At 69.2% G+C, this 16,683-nt stretch carries 19 protein-coding genes and 1 pseudogene; 11 read left to right on the top strand and 9 right to left on the bottom strand.

Annotated features, from left to right (window positions below):
- Positions 1–7: 7 nt before the first annotated feature.
- Entirely contained in the window at positions 8–613 is a 606-nt protein-coding gene (locus QF040_RS06915; protein WP_429610406.1) for a 2'-5' RNA ligase family protein, read from the bottom strand.
- 85 nt (positions 614–698) lie between these two features.
- Positions 699–1,601: a LysR family transcriptional regulator gene (locus QF040_RS06920; protein ID WP_429610407.1), complete on the bottom strand. Its 903-nt coding sequence runs from the start codon at positions 1,599–1,601 to the stop codon at positions 699–701.
- Between the two features lie 132 nt (positions 1,602–1,733).
- On the opposite strand from QF040_RS06920, the gene QF040_RS06925 reads away from it, so the two are divergent.
- Positions 1,734–2,600, top strand: a complete 867-nt coding sequence (locus tag QF040_RS06925; protein WP_429610408.1) for a pirin family protein — start codon at positions 1,734–1,736, stop codon at positions 2,598–2,600.
- Between the two features lie 42 nt (positions 2,601–2,642).
- Here the strand turns inward: QF040_RS06925 and QF040_RS06930 are convergent.
- Both QF040_RS06930 and QF040_RS06935 read right to left on the bottom strand, forming a co-directional pair.
- Positions 2,643–2,780: pseudogene (locus tag QF040_RS06930) on the bottom strand (helix-turn-helix transcriptional regulator); the annotation flags it as partial.
- A 93-nt stretch (positions 2,781–2,873) separates the two neighbouring features.
- A complete protein-coding gene (locus QF040_RS06935; protein WP_429610409.1) occupies positions 2,874–3,254 on the bottom strand; it encodes a hypothetical protein in 381 nt (126 codons plus the stop codon).
- A 517-nt stretch (positions 3,255–3,771) separates the two neighbouring features.
- On the opposite strand from QF040_RS06935, the gene QF040_RS06940 reads away from it, so the two are divergent.
- The 6 genes from QF040_RS06940 (at position 3,772) to QF040_RS06965 (ending at position 7,624) form a co-directional block, all read left to right on the top strand.
- Positions 3,772–3,948: a hypothetical protein gene (locus QF040_RS06940; protein WP_429610410.1), complete on the top strand. Its 177-nt coding sequence runs from the start codon at positions 3,772–3,774 to the stop codon at positions 3,946–3,948.
- 17 nt (positions 3,949–3,965) lie between these two features.
- Positions 3,966–5,300, top strand: a complete 1,335-nt coding sequence (locus QF040_RS06945) for an NAD(P)/FAD-dependent oxidoreductase (protein WP_429610411.1) — start codon at positions 3,966–3,968, stop codon at positions 5,298–5,300.
- Positions 5,301–5,381: 81 nt separating this feature from the next.
- Complete coding sequence (locus tag QF040_RS06950) at positions 5,382–5,657, top strand: hypothetical protein (RefSeq protein ID WP_429610412.1); 276 nt, start codon at positions 5,382–5,384, stop codon at positions 5,655–5,657.
- Positions 5,658–5,686: 29 nt separating this feature from the next.
- The gene (locus QF040_RS06955; RefSeq protein ID WP_429610413.1) at positions 5,687–6,115 is read left to right on the top strand and encodes a hypothetical protein; all 429 of its coding nucleotides are present in this window, start codon (positions 5,687–5,689) and stop codon (positions 6,113–6,115) included.
- Positions 6,116–6,204: 89 nt separating this feature from the next.
- A complete protein-coding gene (locus tag QF040_RS06960) occupies positions 6,205–6,687 on the top strand; it encodes a host attachment protein (RefSeq protein WP_429610414.1) in 483 nt (160 codons plus the stop codon).
- A gap of 55 nt (positions 6,688–6,742) precedes the next feature.
- Positions 6,743–7,624 (top strand): SIR2 family NAD-dependent protein deacylase, encoded by an 882-nt coding sequence (locus QF040_RS06965; protein WP_429610415.1) that lies wholly within the window; start codon positions 6,743–6,745, stop codon positions 7,622–7,624.
- A gap of 29 nt (positions 7,625–7,653) precedes the next feature.
- Here QF040_RS06965 and QF040_RS06970 read toward each other — a convergent pair whose 3' ends face one another.
- From QF040_RS06970 to QF040_RS06990, 5 genes are all read right to left on the bottom strand, one after another.
- Positions 7,654–8,322 (bottom strand): methyltransferase domain-containing protein, encoded by a 669-nt coding sequence (locus QF040_RS06970; RefSeq protein ID WP_429614623.1) that lies wholly within the window; start codon positions 8,320–8,322, stop codon positions 7,654–7,656.
- Between the two features lie 65 nt (positions 8,323–8,387).
- Entirely contained in the window at positions 8,388–8,921 is a 534-nt protein-coding gene (locus tag QF040_RS06975; RefSeq protein WP_429610416.1) for a diguanylate cyclase, read from the bottom strand.
- Between the two features lie 48 nt (positions 8,922–8,969).
- Positions 8,970–9,443 (bottom strand): DUF2269 family protein, encoded by a 474-nt coding sequence (locus QF040_RS06980; RefSeq protein WP_429610417.1) that lies wholly within the window; start codon positions 9,441–9,443, stop codon positions 8,970–8,972.
- On the bottom strand, positions 9,425–10,900 hold the full coding sequence (locus tag QF040_RS06985) for an SDR family oxidoreductase (RefSeq protein ID WP_429610418.1): 1,476 nt from the start codon (positions 10,898–10,900) through the stop codon (positions 9,425–9,427). Before QF040_RS06985 ends, QF040_RS06980 begins: the two co-directional genes overlap by 19 nt.
- Positions 10,836–11,405 carry a hypothetical protein gene (locus QF040_RS06990; protein ID WP_429610419.1) on the bottom strand — a complete coding sequence of 190 codons (570 nt, stop codon included), beginning with the start codon at positions 11,403–11,405 and terminating at the stop codon, positions 10,836–10,838. The genes QF040_RS06985 and QF040_RS06990 overlap by 65 nt, the downstream gene beginning before the upstream one ends.
- Before the next feature lie 316 nt (positions 11,406–11,721).
- Here QF040_RS06990 and QF040_RS06995 point away from each other — a divergent pair, with 316 nt between their 5' ends.
- The 4 genes from QF040_RS06995 to QF040_RS07010 all read left to right on the top strand — a co-directional run bounded on the left by QF040_RS06995 (position 11,722) and on the right by QF040_RS07010 (position 16,659).
- The gene (locus QF040_RS06995; protein ID WP_429610420.1) at positions 11,722–12,237 is read left to right on the top strand and encodes a DUF2244 domain-containing protein; all 516 of its coding nucleotides are present in this window, start codon (positions 11,722–11,724) and stop codon (positions 12,235–12,237) included.
- On the top strand, positions 12,234–13,907 hold the full coding sequence (gene ctaD / locus QF040_RS07000) for a cytochrome c oxidase subunit I (protein ID WP_429610421.1): 1,674 nt from the start codon (positions 12,234–12,236) through the stop codon (positions 13,905–13,907). The genes QF040_RS06995 and ctaD overlap by 4 nt, the downstream gene beginning before the upstream one ends.
- 168 nt (positions 13,908–14,075) lie before the next feature.
- Positions 14,076–15,836, top strand: a complete 1,761-nt coding sequence (locus QF040_RS07005; RefSeq protein WP_429610422.1) for a methanol/ethanol family PQQ-dependent dehydrogenase — start codon at positions 14,076–14,078, stop codon at positions 15,834–15,836.
- Complete coding sequence (locus tag QF040_RS07010; protein ID WP_429610423.1) at positions 15,817–16,659, top strand: quinoprotein dehydrogenase-associated putative ABC transporter substrate-binding protein; 843 nt, start codon at positions 15,817–15,819, stop codon at positions 16,657–16,659. Before QF040_RS07005 ends, QF040_RS07010 begins: the two co-directional genes overlap by 20 nt.
- Positions 16,660–16,683 lie beyond the last annotated feature (24 nt).

Here is a 16,683-nt window from a genome sequence, read left to right on the forward strand (position 1 = left end):
AGCTCGCTCATGCGGACCAGCGCCCCAGCACCTCGTGGATGCCTTCGCCGACATGGCTGTCGATGAGCGCGAAGGAGTTGGCGGTCCAGCGCACCGGCTCGATGGCGTGGTTCTCGACCTTGCGCCGCGTGTACGCGACGGTCATGTGCGGCGTGAAGCTGCGATCGGGCTTGAGCCCCGCATCCGCCAGGGCTTCGCCCAGGCGCTGCCTGAAGGCCGCGAGCGCCGCGGTGCCCTCTTCGCCGCACAGCACGAAGGCCTTGCTGTTCGCATAGGTCATGGCGTGGTCGAAGACGACGCCGAACGAAGGCGGCGCGACGGCAGCGGCCGCTTCGAGTGCCGCCTGCACCTTCTTGCGCGGCACCGTCTCGTAGCCGCCGAGATCATGCAGCGTGACATGCAGGCGATGCGGCTCGCTCAGTGTTCCTTTCAGCGAATGCCGGTCGTTAAGTTGCGCACCGAGCGCGGCGATGGATGCGGCGTCTTCGGCGCTCGGAAAGATCGCAAGAAAAAGCGTGTGCGGCAGCGGCTCCTTGCGGCGTGCCTTGGTTCGGGGTCGCGGCAGGGGCCGCGGCGGGGGATCGATTCCGGGAAGAAGAAGCTGTTCTGACATGCGTCGATCATCGCGCACGGGCTGCGCTCTTCACGAGGCCTCCGGCAACGGCGAAGGCCAACGAACGGCTTATTGTCGAGATCGATCAGTCTTCGTCCAGTGCCTGGAACCGCTCCGCCAGAAAGTCCACCAGCGCCCGCACCGCCGGCAGCAGCCCGCGGCGCGAGGCAAACACCACGTGGATGATTTCGCGCTGCGGCGCCCAGCCCGGAATCACGCGGACCAGTTCGCCGCGCTCGATCTGCTCGCGCACCATCATCGAGGGCAACTGCGCCACGCCCACGCCAGCAACGGCGGCCGCGCGCAGGGCCAGCATGCCGCGCGTGATGAGGCGCGGCTGGTGGCGGATGGCCGCCTGCGTGCCGTCCGGGCCGATCAGGTTCCACACGTGCTCGTGCGCTGGCAGGCCCAGGTCCATGCTCGGCAGGTCCGCCAGGTCGGCGGGCACCTGAGGGACGCCGCTCGCCAGCAGGCGCGGGCTGGCGACCAAGCACTGCCCGCGCTCGGCGAGCACGCGCATTACGAGGTCGCTATCTTCGATCGGCGGCGGGGGCACGCGGATGGCCACGTCGATGCCCTCGCCCACCACGTCGACGCGGCGATTGGTTTCTTCCAGGTGGATCTCCACGCGGGGATTCGCGACCATGAACGCCGCGAGCATGTCGGCGATGCGCGCATCGAGCAGCGCCACCGGGCAGGTCATGCGCACGATGCCGCAGGGCTCGGCGTGGGTCAGCGCGATGGCTTCGTCGGCGGCATCGGCCTCCACCAGCATCGCCTTGCAGTGGCCGTAGTAGGTCTGGCCGGTCTCGGTGACGGCAAAGCGCCGCGTGGAGCGCTGGATCAGGCGCGTGCCCAGGCGCTCTTCCAGCAGCGCGATGCGCCGGCTGAGCTTGGATTTGGGCATGCCCAGCGCACGCCCGGCCGGTGCGAAGCCGCGGTGATCCACCACTTGCACGAAGTAGTAGAGGTCGTTCAGGTCTTTCATGGCAAACCGCCCTCATCGTTCCTTGAATAGAACTCTGATGGCAAATAACGCCCGCTACCGCCTCCATCGTTCAACCCATATTCTCTATCCATCGGCCAGGAGCTTCCTCTTGGCGACGCAAAGGAGATGAACATGAAGAAAGTCCTCGGTGTCTACAGCGCCCCCCGTCCGCACTGGGTGGGCGACGGTTTTCCGGTGCGCTCGCTGTTCGGCTACGACGGCCTTGGCAAGCACCTGAGCCCGTTCCTGCTGCTGGACCACGCGGCACCGACGCCCTTCGAGCCGACGGTGCGCCCGCGCGGCGTCGGCCAGCATCCGCACCGCGGTTTCGAGACCGTGACCATCGTCTACCAGGGCGAGCTGGAACATAAGGATTCCACCGGTGCGGGCGGGCTGATCGGCCCCGGCGACGTGCAGTGGATGACCGCCGGCGGCGGCATCCTGCACGAGGAGTTCCACTCGCGGGGCTTCACCGAACGTGGCGGCACCATCGAGATGGTGCAGCTCTGGGTCAACCTGCCCGCGAAGGACAAGATGGCCGACCCGGGCTACCAGACCCTGCTGGATGCGCAGATCCCGTCGGTCGACCTGCCCGAAGGCGCGGGCCGGGTGCGCGTGATCGCTGGAGAATTCGACGGGCATTGCGGCCCGGCGCGGACCTTCACGCCGATGGACGTGTGGGACCTGCGCATCGGCCAGGGCGGCATCGGACGGTTCGAGGCGAAGGACGGCCATACGCTGGCGCTGGTGGTTCTGCACGGCACGGTGCTGGTCAACGGCGCGACCGTTGCGCGCGAAGGGCAACTGGTGCATCTGGACCGCTCCGGCAGCGGCGTGGAGATCGAGACCAACAGCGACGCGACCGTGCTGTGGTTGTCGGGCGAGCCGATCGACGAGCCGGTGGTGGGCTACGGCCCGTTCGTGATGAACAGCGAGGCGGAAATCCGCCAGGCCGTGGCTGATTTCAACAGCGGGCGCTTCGGGCGGATGGTGGCCTGAGCGTTCGGAGGCCTCCCGTCGGTGCCGGCAGGCGCGCACTCCCAGATGTACAGGTGGCGGGAACTTGCCTTCGGCAATTCTTCGATACACAGTGGCGCGACTCAATGCAGCTGCCAATGGCCATGGACTTTCCTTGGGGGAGTACCCGGAGGGTACGAGAAAGAAGATGTCCGGCAGCATTGCGCTGGCCGGCCCACAGCGATGTGGGACGCGACCGGCGCTCCCCGGCGGACAGGCCCCACATGGGGCTGGCGACTGGCGGCCGGCGAGGCGCTATGGCATCACGCCGAACCCGAATGCAGTGCGGGTGCGTCCGACCGGCTTCTCGGGCGGGTCCTGCCTCGGCGCCGCGCGGGCAGCACGCTTGCCGGCGCGCTCCCTTTCCGGCGCGGTCTCAGGCGCGGGCTCGTGGTCACGGGCCGTGCTCGATCGGGGACCTTTGTCGAGGTTGTCGATCAGGGATTCGAGCGCGACCAGACCGTCGGCCATCGCCGCCTTGTAGGTGCTCGCGGCCCTGCGGGAGCGCTGGAAGGGTTTCCAGTTGCCGGCCTCCTCGGCGTCTGCCTCGCTGAGCACCCATTCGAATGCACCGGCGTTGGGCTCTTCGATGTGTACGGAGATCTGTCGCAGATCACCTTGCGTCTTCGTCGCCATGTTCGGTTCTCCTCAGGACGTCTGGTTGATTCTTCACGGGGGTTGCGAACACACTGGGCAGGCGCAGCGCGGCCGTAGATCCGAGCGGAGCTCGGACCGTTCGCGGGCGGTCGCGCCTTTCATGCGCAACCATCCTCCGCCGGTGAAACCTCGAGCAAGTCGGACTTCGCCGCAAATGCATGCGAACGATTTCGCCGAGCCGCGGGCCGCCCACTCGCGGCCGTAGCCATCGCGCTGCACGATGAAAGAAGTCACGCGGCTTTACCGGCTCCTTGCCCCGTCGGCCGAATCCAGACATCGGTGCGCTTTTCAATCGCGGCATGCACTGCGAACGATCCGATCCGACTGAAGAAAAGCTCACTGCAATCACTGCAATCACTGCAATCACTGCAATCGCAGCGATCGCAGCGCGCGAGATCGCGGAAGCCCGGCGCTGGTGGCTCGACGGGAATTTGTCCGACGCCGCATCGCCGGCCGTCTGCCACAAACGCATTCCTTCGAGTCTTGGAGAACGCGCATGAATGAACGAACGGAGCGCAGCGCCCCGCCGCAACGCCGGCGAGGCGCGCCCGCGTGGATCTTGCTGGCCGCCGTCATTGCAGTGATCGGCGCCCTGCTCTATTTCCATGACGACTACCGGGCGAGCACGGCCCGCACCGCCGTGCCCGGGCCGGCGGCCGTTCCAGGCAAGTGATGAGGACGGACGCGTTGATGTCGGCCCCGCAACCGGGCGCGGGCGCCGCGCCGACGGCGGCGCAGACGGTGGTGATCGGCGGCGGCGCCGCAGGCCTCGAGTTCCTGACCAGGCTTGCGCGGCAGCGGCCGCACGGGCGAGGACGGCAAGGGCTCGTGCTCGTCGACCGGGCGCTCGCGCATGTCTGGAAGCCGCGGCTTCACGAGATCGCGACCGCGATGCAGAACCAGAGCGCGGCCGAGAGTTCGTTCCTCGCGCATGCGAACGCACATGGCTACCGCTTCGAGATCGGCGCGCTGCGGTCGATCGATCCGTCGGCTCACGAGGTGCATCTGGACGCCCTGACAGGGCCCGACGGACGCGAGCTGCTGCCGCCACGCACGATCGGTTACGGGCAACTGGTGCTCGCGCTTGGCAGCGAAGAGAACGATTTCGGCACGCCCGGCGCACGCGAGCACTGCCTGTTCCTGAACACGCCGGCGCAGGCGATGCAGATTCGCGAGGCGCTCCTTGCGCGTGCCTTCAGGCTCGCGCGCGGGCAGCAGGAGGCGCTGTCGATCGCCATCGTGGGCGGCGGCGCAACCGGCGTGGAGCTGGCCGCGGAAATCCGCGATGCCATGGACGCGCTCTGGCAGCACGAGCCCGGCCTGGAGCGCGACCGCGTGCGGCTCACCGTGATCGAGGGCGCGGACCGCCTGCTCGCGGCGAACCCGCCGGAGGTTTCCGAGTACGCCCAGGCGTCCTTGTCCCGGCGCGGCGTCGCAATGGCGCTCGCCGAACGCGTGGTGGCGGTCGATGCGAACGGCCTGGCCCTCGCGAGCGGCAGGCGCGTCGATGCCGAGCTGAAGATCTGGACCGCCGGCATCCGGGGCCCGCGCGTGCTGGAAGATTCGCCCGCGCTGCCGCGCTCGGCGTCCGGCCGGGTGCGGGTCGACGAAAGGCTCCAATGCGAAGGCGTGCCGCGCGTCCATGCCATCGGCGATTGCGCCGAATGGATCGACCCCGCCTCGCAAAGACCCGCGCCCTACACCGCCCAGATCGCATCGGCCCAGGCGCGCTATCTCGCGCGTGCGTTCGCCTTGCGCATGGCCGGCTACGAGCCGCCGCCCTTCCGCTTCAAGACCGCGGGGGCCATCGTCTCGCTCGGCGAGCCGGGTGCGGCGGGCAATCTCACCACCCGCTTCGGCAGGCGCAGCCGCGACAGGTTCATCCAGGGCATGAGCGCGCAGCTCGTCTATGCGGCGCTGTACCGGCGGCACGAATTCGAAGTGCACGGATGGCCGAGGGCGATGGCCCGGTGGCTGGCCGAGCGGCTCAGCCGCTCGTACGAGCCGGCAATCAAGCTGCACTAGGACCTCTGCCACACGACGGGCATGCCGCTTGCCGGCCCGTTCCAGGCCGCTCGGGCAGGAACCGCAAGGACGACAAGTCACATGAACAACGAGCACCTGTACATCGGACGCTTCCGCCAGGATTCCTGGGAGTTCGTGCTGTTCGTCGTCCGCGTGTCGGGCGAAGGGAACATCTCGGGCGCCGTCGAGATCCAGCGGTCCGACGCGACCCAGGGGACCCTCGCGTCCAGCGGAGTCTTCAAGACCCGGCAGCAGCTGACCACGCATCTCAAGCTGCGCGCCTGCCGGTGGGCACGCTCCCGCTTTGCGCAGGAAGCACGTCTCGAGGCCGCCGACCATGGCGCGTCGTTCAGGTGATGCGGGAGCACGTCCGAAAGGGCCTGCGGATGGCCCAGAAACTGTGCTGCGCAAGGATCGGGCTCGAGGTCCTGCGCCTGCAGGCCGGCCATGCGGTCGTCGTGCGCACACCGTGCGCCGTGGAAGTGGCCGAAGGAAAGGTGGCCGCATGCGAAGCCGACGTGGCCGACTTCATGGACAGCTTTGCATGGTCGAGCGGCTTGCACGAGTTCAGGCTCTGCCGTGCGCTCTACCTGCGGATGCTGCTGTCGAGCGCCCCCGCGCGGCTCGCCGCATGGAAGGCGCAGGGCCGAAGCGCCGCCGGCATGTCGCGCTCGCAGCTTTACGAGACGGTCGCGCATCGGCTGGAGCAAGGGGAACTGCGGGAGATCGAGCACTCGATGTCCGCGCAGGAACGCACCGTGTACGCATGCCTCCTTGCCTTCTACCGGCACGTGGACGACGAGCCGCCGCCCTGAGCGCGCAGGCCGCGGCGCGCGCCGCCGCCGGGCATCTCGCTTGCCCGCGCATTGCACAGGGCAATTGACGACCCGGCAAAGGAGATCGAATGACTACGAAATGGGTGCTGGTGGCGGACGAGGCGATCGCGCGGATCCTGGTGCTGACGCGGGGTGCAAGCGCGCTCGACAGCGTCGAAGAACTGACCGATCCCGCGGCACATGCGAAGGAATCGGACCTGGTGCGCGATGCGGCCGGCCGGCGGGCCGGCAGCGCGACCCACAGCGCCCGGCCCAACACCCCGCATCGCATCCGCAGTTCCGCCAACGCCACGGCGTCCGCCGGGGAGAGCGAACGCCACCTGGAAGCCGCGGACTTCGCCCGGCGCGTCGCCACGCATCTGTCGGGCGCCCGGCAGCAGCGGCGCTTCGATGAGCTCGCGATCGTCGCGGCACCGCGTTTCCTGGGGCTGTTGCGAAAGGCCCTTGCCGACGATGTGGCGGGCTGCGTGACGCAGACCCTGGACAAGGACCTGGTTCACCTGAGGAACGAGGAGATCGCCGCGCGCATCGCCACCCGCCCAGGCACCTGAAGACGCGCCGTGCGAACGGCCCGGCGTCCGCCGTACACCTGCTGAGCTTGCAGACATGCCATCCACGCGAACACGCACCCGCCCGCGCACCGAACGACGGCCGACCGAACCCATCGGCACCGGCACGGGCGCCGACGAGACCATGCGGCAACTCCGGGACATCCACCGACGCGGCAAGCTGCTGCTGTTCGTGGGCGCGGGCGTGTCCATGGGACTGGGCCTGCCGCCGTGGCAAACCTTGATCGAGCACATGGCCAGGGAACTGGACGTGGAAGCCACCGCCTTCGCGGACAAGGGCAGCTATCTCACGCTGGCCGAATACTTCCGGATCAAGCACGGCAGCATCGGCCCGCTGCGCAGCTGGATGGACCGCGAATGGCATCCCCGCGACGTGGAGCTGGGGAAGTCGCGCATTCACGAGCTGATCGCCAAGGGGCGCTTTCCGCTGATCTACACGACCAACTACGACCGCTGGCTGGAAAGCGCCTTCGAGCACCACAAGGTCGCCTACACCAAGATCGTGAGCGTGGCCGACCTCGCCAAGCTTCGCCCCGATGCCACCCAGATCATCAAGTTCCACGGCGATCTGGAGGACGACGCCTCCATCGTGCTGGACGAAAGCAGCTACTTCCGGCGGCTCGATTTCGAATCGCCGCTGGACATCAAGCTGCGCGCCGACGTGCTGGGACGCACCGTCATGTTCATCGGCTACAGCCTCGCGGACGTCAACATCAGGTATCTCTTCTACAAGCTCTCCCGCCTGTGGAAGTCGTCGGTGCCGAACGTCGCGCAGCCGGTGTCCTACCTGTTCTCGCCGTCGGCGAACGAAGTGCAGCGGGCGGTGCTGGGCCAGTGGGGCATCGAGATGGTCCACCTGGGCGGCGACCCGTCGCAGGCGCTGATCCGCTTCCTGGAGACGGTGCTCGACGACGAATGACGGCGTGCCGCACGTGCACCCCGCGGGGTTCAGACGATGCCTTCCTGCCGGGCCACCGAGCGCCCGTCGCGGCTCCAGACGGTAAGCAGGAAATCTTCCTCTTCGTGACGCACGAGCCGGTGCAGCCCGATCGTGTCCAGGAGCGCATGGGCGGCCTCGGCATCCAGTTCGCGCGCATCGAACGGATGGCGCCAGTCGCAGGCGACGAGCACGCCGTCGGCGTCCAGCGAGGCGACACATCGCTGCCCGAGATGGGCCACTTCGGCAGCATCCAGGAAGGAGCACAGCTCGCTGACAACGATGAGATCGAAGCGGCCCGCCGCCGCCGGCCATTGCGTGGGAACGCAATGGCCGGCGAATTCGACGTTGTGCAATGCGTGAACCTTCTGCCGGGCCTGGGCCAGCGCCGCGCCGCAGAAATCGCTGGCGAGCACCTGGTCGCACCGGGCGGCCAGTTCGAACGTGAGTTCGCCGCTGCCGCAAGCCGGCTCGAACGCGCGCACGAAACGCTCCCGCGGCAAGGCGTCCAGCAGCACGCGGCGCTTGCGCCGCTCGTACCAGCGCCGCCGCGTGCCATAGGGATCGCGCCGGCGATAGAGCACATCGAAATACACCTGCCTCGCCGCCGGCGTGCGGTCGGCCGGCGAGGCAGGCGATGCGGCGGGCGCGCTGCCCGAAGCTGATCGCGAAATCGTCATGTCCACTTCCTGGTGTTGAGTGATGCGGTCACCCGGCAAGCGGGATGCCAGCGGTGACTACGCCGTCATCGATCCTTTGGTTCCGCCGCAGCACGCTTGCAGCGCCACAGCTCCTGCGCATAGCAGCCGGCCAGCAGCAGCCCGCCGGCGATCACCGTCCCCACGTAGGCCGGGGGAAGCATGTCGCGCCGCGGCACCGGCGCGAACGATGCCGCGTCCCACCCACGGCCCAGGCCCACGAGCGACAGCGCCTGGTCCCAGTGCAGCGACGCGAGCAGCGCGATGGCGGCCAGCGGCAGGATTTCCTGCACGCTGTGCACCATCTGCTCCAGCGGCGAGATGCTGCGGCGCGGCGTGGCCCACCTCAGGTCGACGTACACCGTGAGTTCGTGCGCCACGAATGCCGCCATGCACAGTGCCAGCACGCCGGCATTCACTTCCAGCAGCAGCACCGCCAGAACGGCCACACCCATCTCGGCGAACATGAGCATGTGCAGCACCGATTCGCGCACGCCGGCGGTCGCCTCGATGCGCGCGCGCCGGTGCAGGGCCCAGTCGGCCGCGCCCGCCGCCAGCCAGAGCGGCATCGCCACGAACATGAGAAGAAACTGCTGCGGCACCCGAGGCCTCCCGGACGGTACGGGGCTTCAAGCGCCCAGGGCAGGCTTGGCGATCATGAGCCAGAAGAGCGCCAGAAAAAGAAAGAACGCCGGCGCGCCGAGCACCACCCACCAACGAAAAAGCTGCCAGTAGCGCGGCGGCAGCGCGGTGCCCTCGCGCGCCGCTTCGGCCGCGAGGTCGCGCAGGCGCATCTGCAGCCACACCACCGGCAGCCAGCAGGCGATGGCCAGCACATAGCAGACGATCGAGGCCTTCAGCCATGGCGTGGACAGCGGCAACTGCAGCCGGTGCACCAGCCAGAAGCCGGTGAGCGGCTGCAGCACCGCGGTGGTCGCAGTGAAGAGCCAGTCGGCCCGCACCACCATGCGCGCAACCACGGCCACCGCACGCACATCACGCGACAGCGTGGTCGCCAGCAGGTAGAACGCGGAGCCGATGCCGGTGCCGAAGAGCAGCGTCGAGGACACCACGTGCAGGTACTTCACGAAGAGGTATTCCATGGATTCCTTTCCGCACGCCGCAACGCCGCGCGGCCCGGCGTGCGCCCGACGCCCGGTGCGTCCATGGCCCACAGGAGCGCGATGGCCGCGCACATCGGCAGGTTCTTGGAGAGCGGGCCGAAGGGATGAAGCCAGAACTCCGGCATCGCCCAGCTGATGGCCAGCGTGTAGAAGGCGATCAGCGCGAGTTGCAGGGGCCACAGCAGCCGCGCCCGCCACCGGGCCGGCAGCGCGAGCGTTCCGATGCCCAGCGCCAGGTCGAAGAGCGCGGCGCCGTCGAGCAGCAGTTCGGCCCAGGCGCCGCCGGCGCCCACGCGCGCGAGCAGCGCCAGGCTCTGGTCGCGTGGATAAAGGCCGATGGAGACGATGAAGGTCCAGATCCAGACCAGCGCCACCGCCACCCGCAGCACCGGCAGCAGCGACCACAGCCATGCCACCCGGCGCAACGCCTCGGCGCGGCCCGCATCGACGAAGTGCTCGTGCGCGCGCGGCGGACGGCCGAGCCAGCGGGTGAATTCGTCCGCCGGCGCGGCGTTGCCCTGCAGCAGCATGCCGGCGGTGTCGGCATCCAGAAAGCTGTGGCGCCATCGGCCCGCGATGCTCGCCGCACGGCGGAACGCGGCCTCCGGCATCGGCAGCAGCAACGGCCGCCGCCGGTGGCCCAGTTGGCGGCGCAGGTCCAGCAGGTAGGTGCGCAGCATCACCGCGCGCGGGCCCACGAAGGCGATGGTGCGGCTGCCCGGCGGACGGGCGTCGGCCAGCGCCAGCACGCCGGCCACCACGTCGTCCAGGTGCACGGGTTGCAAGGGCTGGCGTCCGCCGCCCGGCAGCGCGAGGAGCGGCATCACCGCCAGCGCGGCGAAGAACTGCGCGCTCGCGCCATCCTCGTGCCACACCAGCGAGGGCTGCACGATGGCCGATGCGACATGGCAGCGGCGCAGGCGGTCGTCGGCTCGCGCCTTGCTGCGGTGGTATTCGCTTGCGGCCTGCGCGTGGGCGCCGAGCGCGGAGATCTGGATGACGAGCGCCGCGCCGGCTTTCTCGCAGGCCTCGAAGAGCATGGCCGGGCCGCGGTGATGCACCGCGTCGAACTCGCCCGGCGTGTGCTCGCGCAACACGCCGGCCGCGTTGATCACCACGTCGCCGGGCAGGAGGTGCGGCATCCAGAACGACACCGGCGGCACCTCTGCGAGATCGGCGCGGAGCCAGCGCGTGCGTTGCTGCGGCCAGGCGGCGCGCTCCCGGGCGCTGGAGAGATCGCGCGCCGTGCAGACCAGCCGGGCGCCCCGCCGCGCGAATGCCTCCGCCAGCGCATGGCCGAGAAAGCCGGCCGCGCCGACGATCACGATCCTCGCGGCGCGTGCGCCTCCGGGCGCGGCGGCGCGCGGTGCTTCAGCGGCGGCGTCCACGCTCGGCCGCCGCGCATCCGCACGCCAGCCCGAGGGCGAAGGTGGCATAGACGATCGCCATCGCGCGCGGGGACAGGTGGTGCTCGAAGCCCGGCCTGAGCCGCCGGGGCGTGATGGTGTAGTCGATCGCGAAGGCCGTGGCCGCCGTGGCCGCGGCGCGGGCGATCGCTGCGCCGGGCGAGGCCGCGGGCGGGCGCCTGGCATGGAGGCCCGCGTGCAGCACGGCCCAGAACGTCGCGGTGCCGTGATGAATCGCGTAGCCCAGCGCCGTGTGCCGCCATGAAGGCCGACGGGCAGCCAGCGCCTTGCGGCCCCACAGCCATTGGCTGGTCGCGTTGGTCGGCGCTGCGCCGCTGCCGGTTTCGCGGCGACCGCACCATGCGAGCGCCAGCGTCGAGGCCAGGCTCGCGACGGCGCCCCCCACAAGGCCGGTGCGCAACGCGTCCCGCCAGAGCGTCGCCGCGCCTGCCGGTGGATGCGCGGGCTTCGGATGCCCTTGCGACGCGGTGCTGTGCCTGACTTCCGGATCGCCGGTGTTCATCGATATCTCCAAGGTCGTGCGCGAAGTTGAAACATGGAAGGTGGTCGACGTGGGCCATCGACTGCCAGCGACAGTCCCATACGCAGGCAGCGCCGGTGTCGTCGTTCGGACACCTCTGCTGTAGGTGCTGTCTCGCGGAAAAAATTGCAGCAGGACTGGCGGGCCCTTGCCGCACTGAAGCGATGCCACCCCCGGCAAAGGCGCGCAGGGCCGTGTGCCTCCTGCAGTCGCCTGCATCCCGCCTGTGCGAATTGCCGCGGGCATGCCGATTGCCGCCTGCTTGCATCGATTCCGCCCTCGCCTCCGAAGCGACCACAGAAAGAAGCCCATGCCCGACGGCGACATCCGCGACGATGCCTGCGTTCAATGGCGCCTGCAGCGCAACTGCGCCATGTCGCCGCGCAGCTTCATGCTGCACATCGCCGCGCTCGCCGGTGTCGTCGCCATGGTGGGCATCGCTTTTTGTGCCGCGGGCTATCCGCTGGTGCTGTGCTTCTGCGCCTTCCAGGTGGCGGCGCTGGCCGCCGCGGCCTGGGTGCATGCGATGCACGCGATCGACGGCGAACGCATCGTGCTCACGCCGGGCTCGCTCGAAGTGCACGCCACCCGGGGCCTGCGGTCGCAGACTTTCCGCTTCGACCCCTGCTGGGCCTGGCTGGAAGCGGCCCGCGACGATCTGGCCGGCTCGCATCCGCCGGTGCTTTGCGGCGGCGGCCTGCGCGTGCCGCTCGGTACCTATGCCGCCGAGGCGCAGCGGCACCGCTTCGCGGCCGAATTCAGCCGCAGCCTGCGCCGCGCGCGCTCGGCCACATTCCATCTTCCTTCGCACGAGACCTCGACATGAGCACATTCCCCGGCCCCGCCCATCCGGTTCACCCCGCAGCACCGGGCGTCCACGACGCACATGGCACACACGACGCAAATGACGCACACGACGAGCACCACGCCATGCCCTTCGGCTGGCGCCGCTGGGTGCTCGCCACCAACCACAAGGACATCGGCACGCTCTACCTGCTGTTCAGCCTCGCCATGCTGATGGTCGGCGGCGTGCTCGCGCTGGGCATCCGCGCCGAGCTGTTCCAGCCGGGGCTGCAGCTGCTCAATCCCGAGCTCTACAACCAGTTCGTGACCATCCACGGCCTGGTGATGGTGTTCGGCGCGATCATGCCGGCCTTCGTGGGCTTCGCGAACTGGATGGTGCCCCTGCAGGTCGGCGCCTCGGACATGGCCTTCGCGCGCATGAACAACTTCAGCTTCTGGCTGCTGCCGCCCGCGGCGGTGATGCTGATCGCGCCCTTCTTCAGCGCCGGCGGCGCGGCCGCCTCGGGCTGGACGCTCTACCCGCCGCTCAGCCTGCAGATGGGCCCGGCGATGGACTTCGGCATCTTCGCGGTCCACATCATGGGCGCGAGCTCGATCATGGGCGCCATCAACATCATCGTCACCATCCTGAACATGCGCGCGCCGGGCATGACGCTCATGAAGATGCCGATGTTCTGCTGGACCTGGCTCATCACCGCCTACCTGCTGATCGCGGTGATGCCGGTGCTCGCGGGCGCGGTGACGATGCTGCTGACCGACCGCCACTTCGGCACCAGCTTCTTCCAGCCGTCGGGCGGCGGCGACCCGGTGCTGTTCCAGCACATCTTCTGGTTCTTCGGCCATCCGGAGGTCTACATCATGATCCTGCCGGCTTTCGGGATCATCAGCCAGGTGGTGCCGGCGTTCTCGCGCAAGCGGCTCTTCGGCTACTCCTCGATGGTGTACGCGACGGCCTCCATCGCGATCCTCTCGTTCATCGTGTGGGCGCACCACATGTTCACCACCGGCATGCCGGTGACCGGCCAGCTGTTCTTCATGTACGCGACCATGCTGGTGGCGGTACCGACGGCGGTGAAGGTGTTCAACTGGATCGCCACGATGTGGGAGGGATCGCTCAGCTTCGAGACGCCGATGCTGTTCGCGCTGGGCTTCATCTTCGTGTTCTCCATCGGCGGGCTCTCGGGCGTGATCCTGTCGATCGCGCCGATCGACATCCAGCTGCACGACACCCACTACGTGGTGGCGCACTTCCACTACGTGCTGGTGGCGGGCTCGCTGTTCGCGATGTTCGCGGGCTATTACTACTGGTCGCCGAAATGGACCGGCGTGATGTATTCCGAGCGGCGCGGGCAGATCCATTTCTGGGTGTCGCTCGCAAGCTTCAACGTGGGCTTTTTCCCGCTGCATTTCCTCGGGCTCGCGGGCATGCCCAGGCGCTATGCCGACTACCCGATGCAGTTCTCCGACTTCAACCACGTCGCCAGCATCGGCGCCGCGGTGTTCGGCCTCGCACAGGCCTATTTCCTCTTCTTCATCGTGCTGCCGGCCATGGCCAAGCGCGGCGCACCGGCACCCGCGAAGCCCTGGGAAGGCGCGGAAGGCCTGGAGTGGGAAGTGCCCTCGCCCGCGCCCTTCCACACCTTCGCCACGCCGCCGAAGCTGGACAGCACTGCGACGCGCGTGGTCGGTTGATGCGCGTCGTTCGCATGAACGATCCGCGGCGCGCCGGCAGCGCGCGCGATGTAGGCAAGTACCGACCTTCTGCTCGCCATTTCACCGACGCATGAGGCCGGCCGGTGCGCGCACATTGCGCCTCCTGCAGACAGCTGGCGGACGCAGCCCGCCCGAATCGAAAGAACAATGACAACAGCCACTTCGTTTGTCCGCGCCCTGCTCTGGCTCGCGCTCTGTTGCGCGGCCGGCGCCCGTGCGCAAGAGGGCGACTGGCCGATGGCCGCGCGCGACCATGCGAGCACGCGCTTCTCGCCGCTGACGGACATCCGCACCGACAACGTCGCGCAGCTCAAGCCGGCCTTCACCTTCTTCACCGGCGTGCGGCGCGGGCAGGAAGCCGCGCCGCTGGTGGTGGGCGACACCATGTACGTGGCCGCGCCCTACCCCAACTACCTCTACGCGCTCGACCTCACCAAGCCGGGTGCGCCGGTCAAATGGAAGTTCGAGCCCAAGCCCGATGCCGGCGCGCAGGGCGTGGCCTGCTGCGACGTGGTGACACGCGGGCCGGCCTATGCGGACGGGCGCGTGTTCATGAACACGCTCGACGCGCAGACGATTGCGGTCGATGCAGCCACGGGCACCGAACTCTGGCGCACGAAGCTGGGCGACATCACCAAGGGCGAGACCATCACGATGGCGCCGCTCGTGGTCAAGGACAAGGTGCTGGTGGGCAACAGCGGCTCCGAACTCGGCGTGCGCGGCTGGCTCGCGGCGCTGGACACGCGCACCGGCCGCATCGCATGGCGCGCGTACAGCACCGGCCCCGACGCCGAGGTGCTGATCGGCCCCGCGTTCAAGCCCTTCTACGCGCAGGACCGCGGCAAGGACCTGGGCGTGACGACCTGGCCGCCGGAAGCCTGGAAGATCGGCGGCGGCGCGGCCTGGGGATGGATCTCGTACGACCCCGAGCTCGACCTCATCTACTACGGCACCGCCAACCCCGGCCCCTGGAATGCCGAGCAGCGCCCCGGCGACAACAAGTGGACGGCCGGCATCTTCGCGCGCAAGCCCGACACCGGCGAGGCCGTGTGGTTCTACCAGTACGCGCCGCACGACCAGCACGACTACAACGGCACCAACGAGAACGTGCTGCTCGAGCTGGACGTGAAGGGCGCCAGGCGCAAGGTGATCGTGCATCCCGACCGCAACGGCTACGTGTACGTGATCGACCGCGCCAGCGGCGAGGTGCTGCAGGCCACGCCCTTCGTGAAGGTGACCACCTCCAACGGCATCGACCTGAAGAGCGGCCGCCCGGTGCTGAACCCCGCGACCGAAACCCGCATGGGCACGACCGTGCGCGACGTGTGCCCCGCCTCGCCCGGCGGCAAGGACTGGCAGCCCTCGGCCTGGTCGCCGCGCACGCAACTGCTCTACATGCCGCACCAGAACATGTGCCAGGACATGATGACTTTCCAGGCCAGCTACATCGCCGGCACGCCCTACCTCGGCGCGGAAGTGGTGATGTACCCGGGCCCGGGCGGCAACCGCGGCGTGTTCGGCGCCTGGGACCCGGTGAAGGCGCGCATGGCCTGGTCGATCCGCGAGCGCTTTCCGGTCTGGAGCGGCGCGCTCGCCACCGCGGGCGACGTGGTGTTCTACGGCACGATGGAAGGCTGGTTCAAGGCCGTCGATGCGCGCAGCGGCAAGCTGCTGTGGCAGTACAAGACCGAGTCGGGAATCATCGGCCAGCCCATCAGCTATCGCGGCCCCGACGGCAAGCAGTACGTGGCCGTGCTCTCGGGCGTGGGCGGCTGGGCCGGCGCCGTGGTGTCGAAGGACCTGGACGTGCGCGACGGCACGGCCGCCAAGGGCTTCGCGAGTGCCATGAAGGACCTGCCGCAGTACACGGGCAAGGGAGGGACGCTGTATGTCTTCTCGCTGCCCTGAACGGCGCGCCGCGCGCCCCGCCCGCCTGCTCGGTCTGGCCTGCCTGCTGGCGGCCGGCCTCGCGGCAGGCGCGGGCGAATCCTCGCCTGCATTGCGCGTGTGCGCGGACCCCGACAATCCGCCCTTCTCCCAGCGCGACGAAGGCGGCTTCGAGAACCGCATCGCGCGGCTGCTCGCGGACGACCTGCAGCGCCCGCTGCACTACACCTGGCTGCGCGACCGGCGCGGGTTCGTGCGCAAGACCGTGGGCGCGGACCTGTGCGACATCGTCGTCGGTGTGCCGGTGGGCTTCCAGGCGTTGCAGACGACGGCGCCCTACTACCGCTCGGCCTTCTTCTTCGTGAACCGCGAAGGCGCCGCCGGGCCCACGGGCTTCACGGATGCAAGGCTGCCGTCATGGCGCATCGGCGTGCAGCTCATCGGCATCGATCCGGGCACCTCGCCGGTGGGATACGCACTCGCGCGGCACGGTGCCACCGAGCGCGTCGTCGGCTACACGCTGGCGGGCGCCGAGACGCCGCCCGCGCAGCGCATGGTGCAAGACGTGGCCTCGGGGCGGCTCGACAGCGCGCTCGTCTGGGGGCCGCAGGCCGGGTACTTCGCGAGCCGCTCGCAGGTGCCGCTGCACCTGGTGCGCGCCGAAGCGCCGCCTGACATGGCCTCGGTGCCCTTCGAGTTCTCGATCGCGATGGGCGTGCGGCACGGCGACACCGCGCTGCGGCAGTCGCTCGACGAATTCATCGCGCGCCGCCGCGCCGACATCGATGCCGTGCTCGCCGCCTACCGCGTGGCGCGCACCGACCGCGCGGAGGTGGCGCCATGAAGGCCGCGCTGCACTCTGTCGCCG

Source organism: Variovorax sp. W2I14 (genome assembly GCF_050435205.1).
Classification (GTDB): domain Bacteria; phylum Pseudomonadota; class Gammaproteobacteria; order Burkholderiales; family Burkholderiaceae_C; genus Variovorax; species Variovorax paradoxus_C.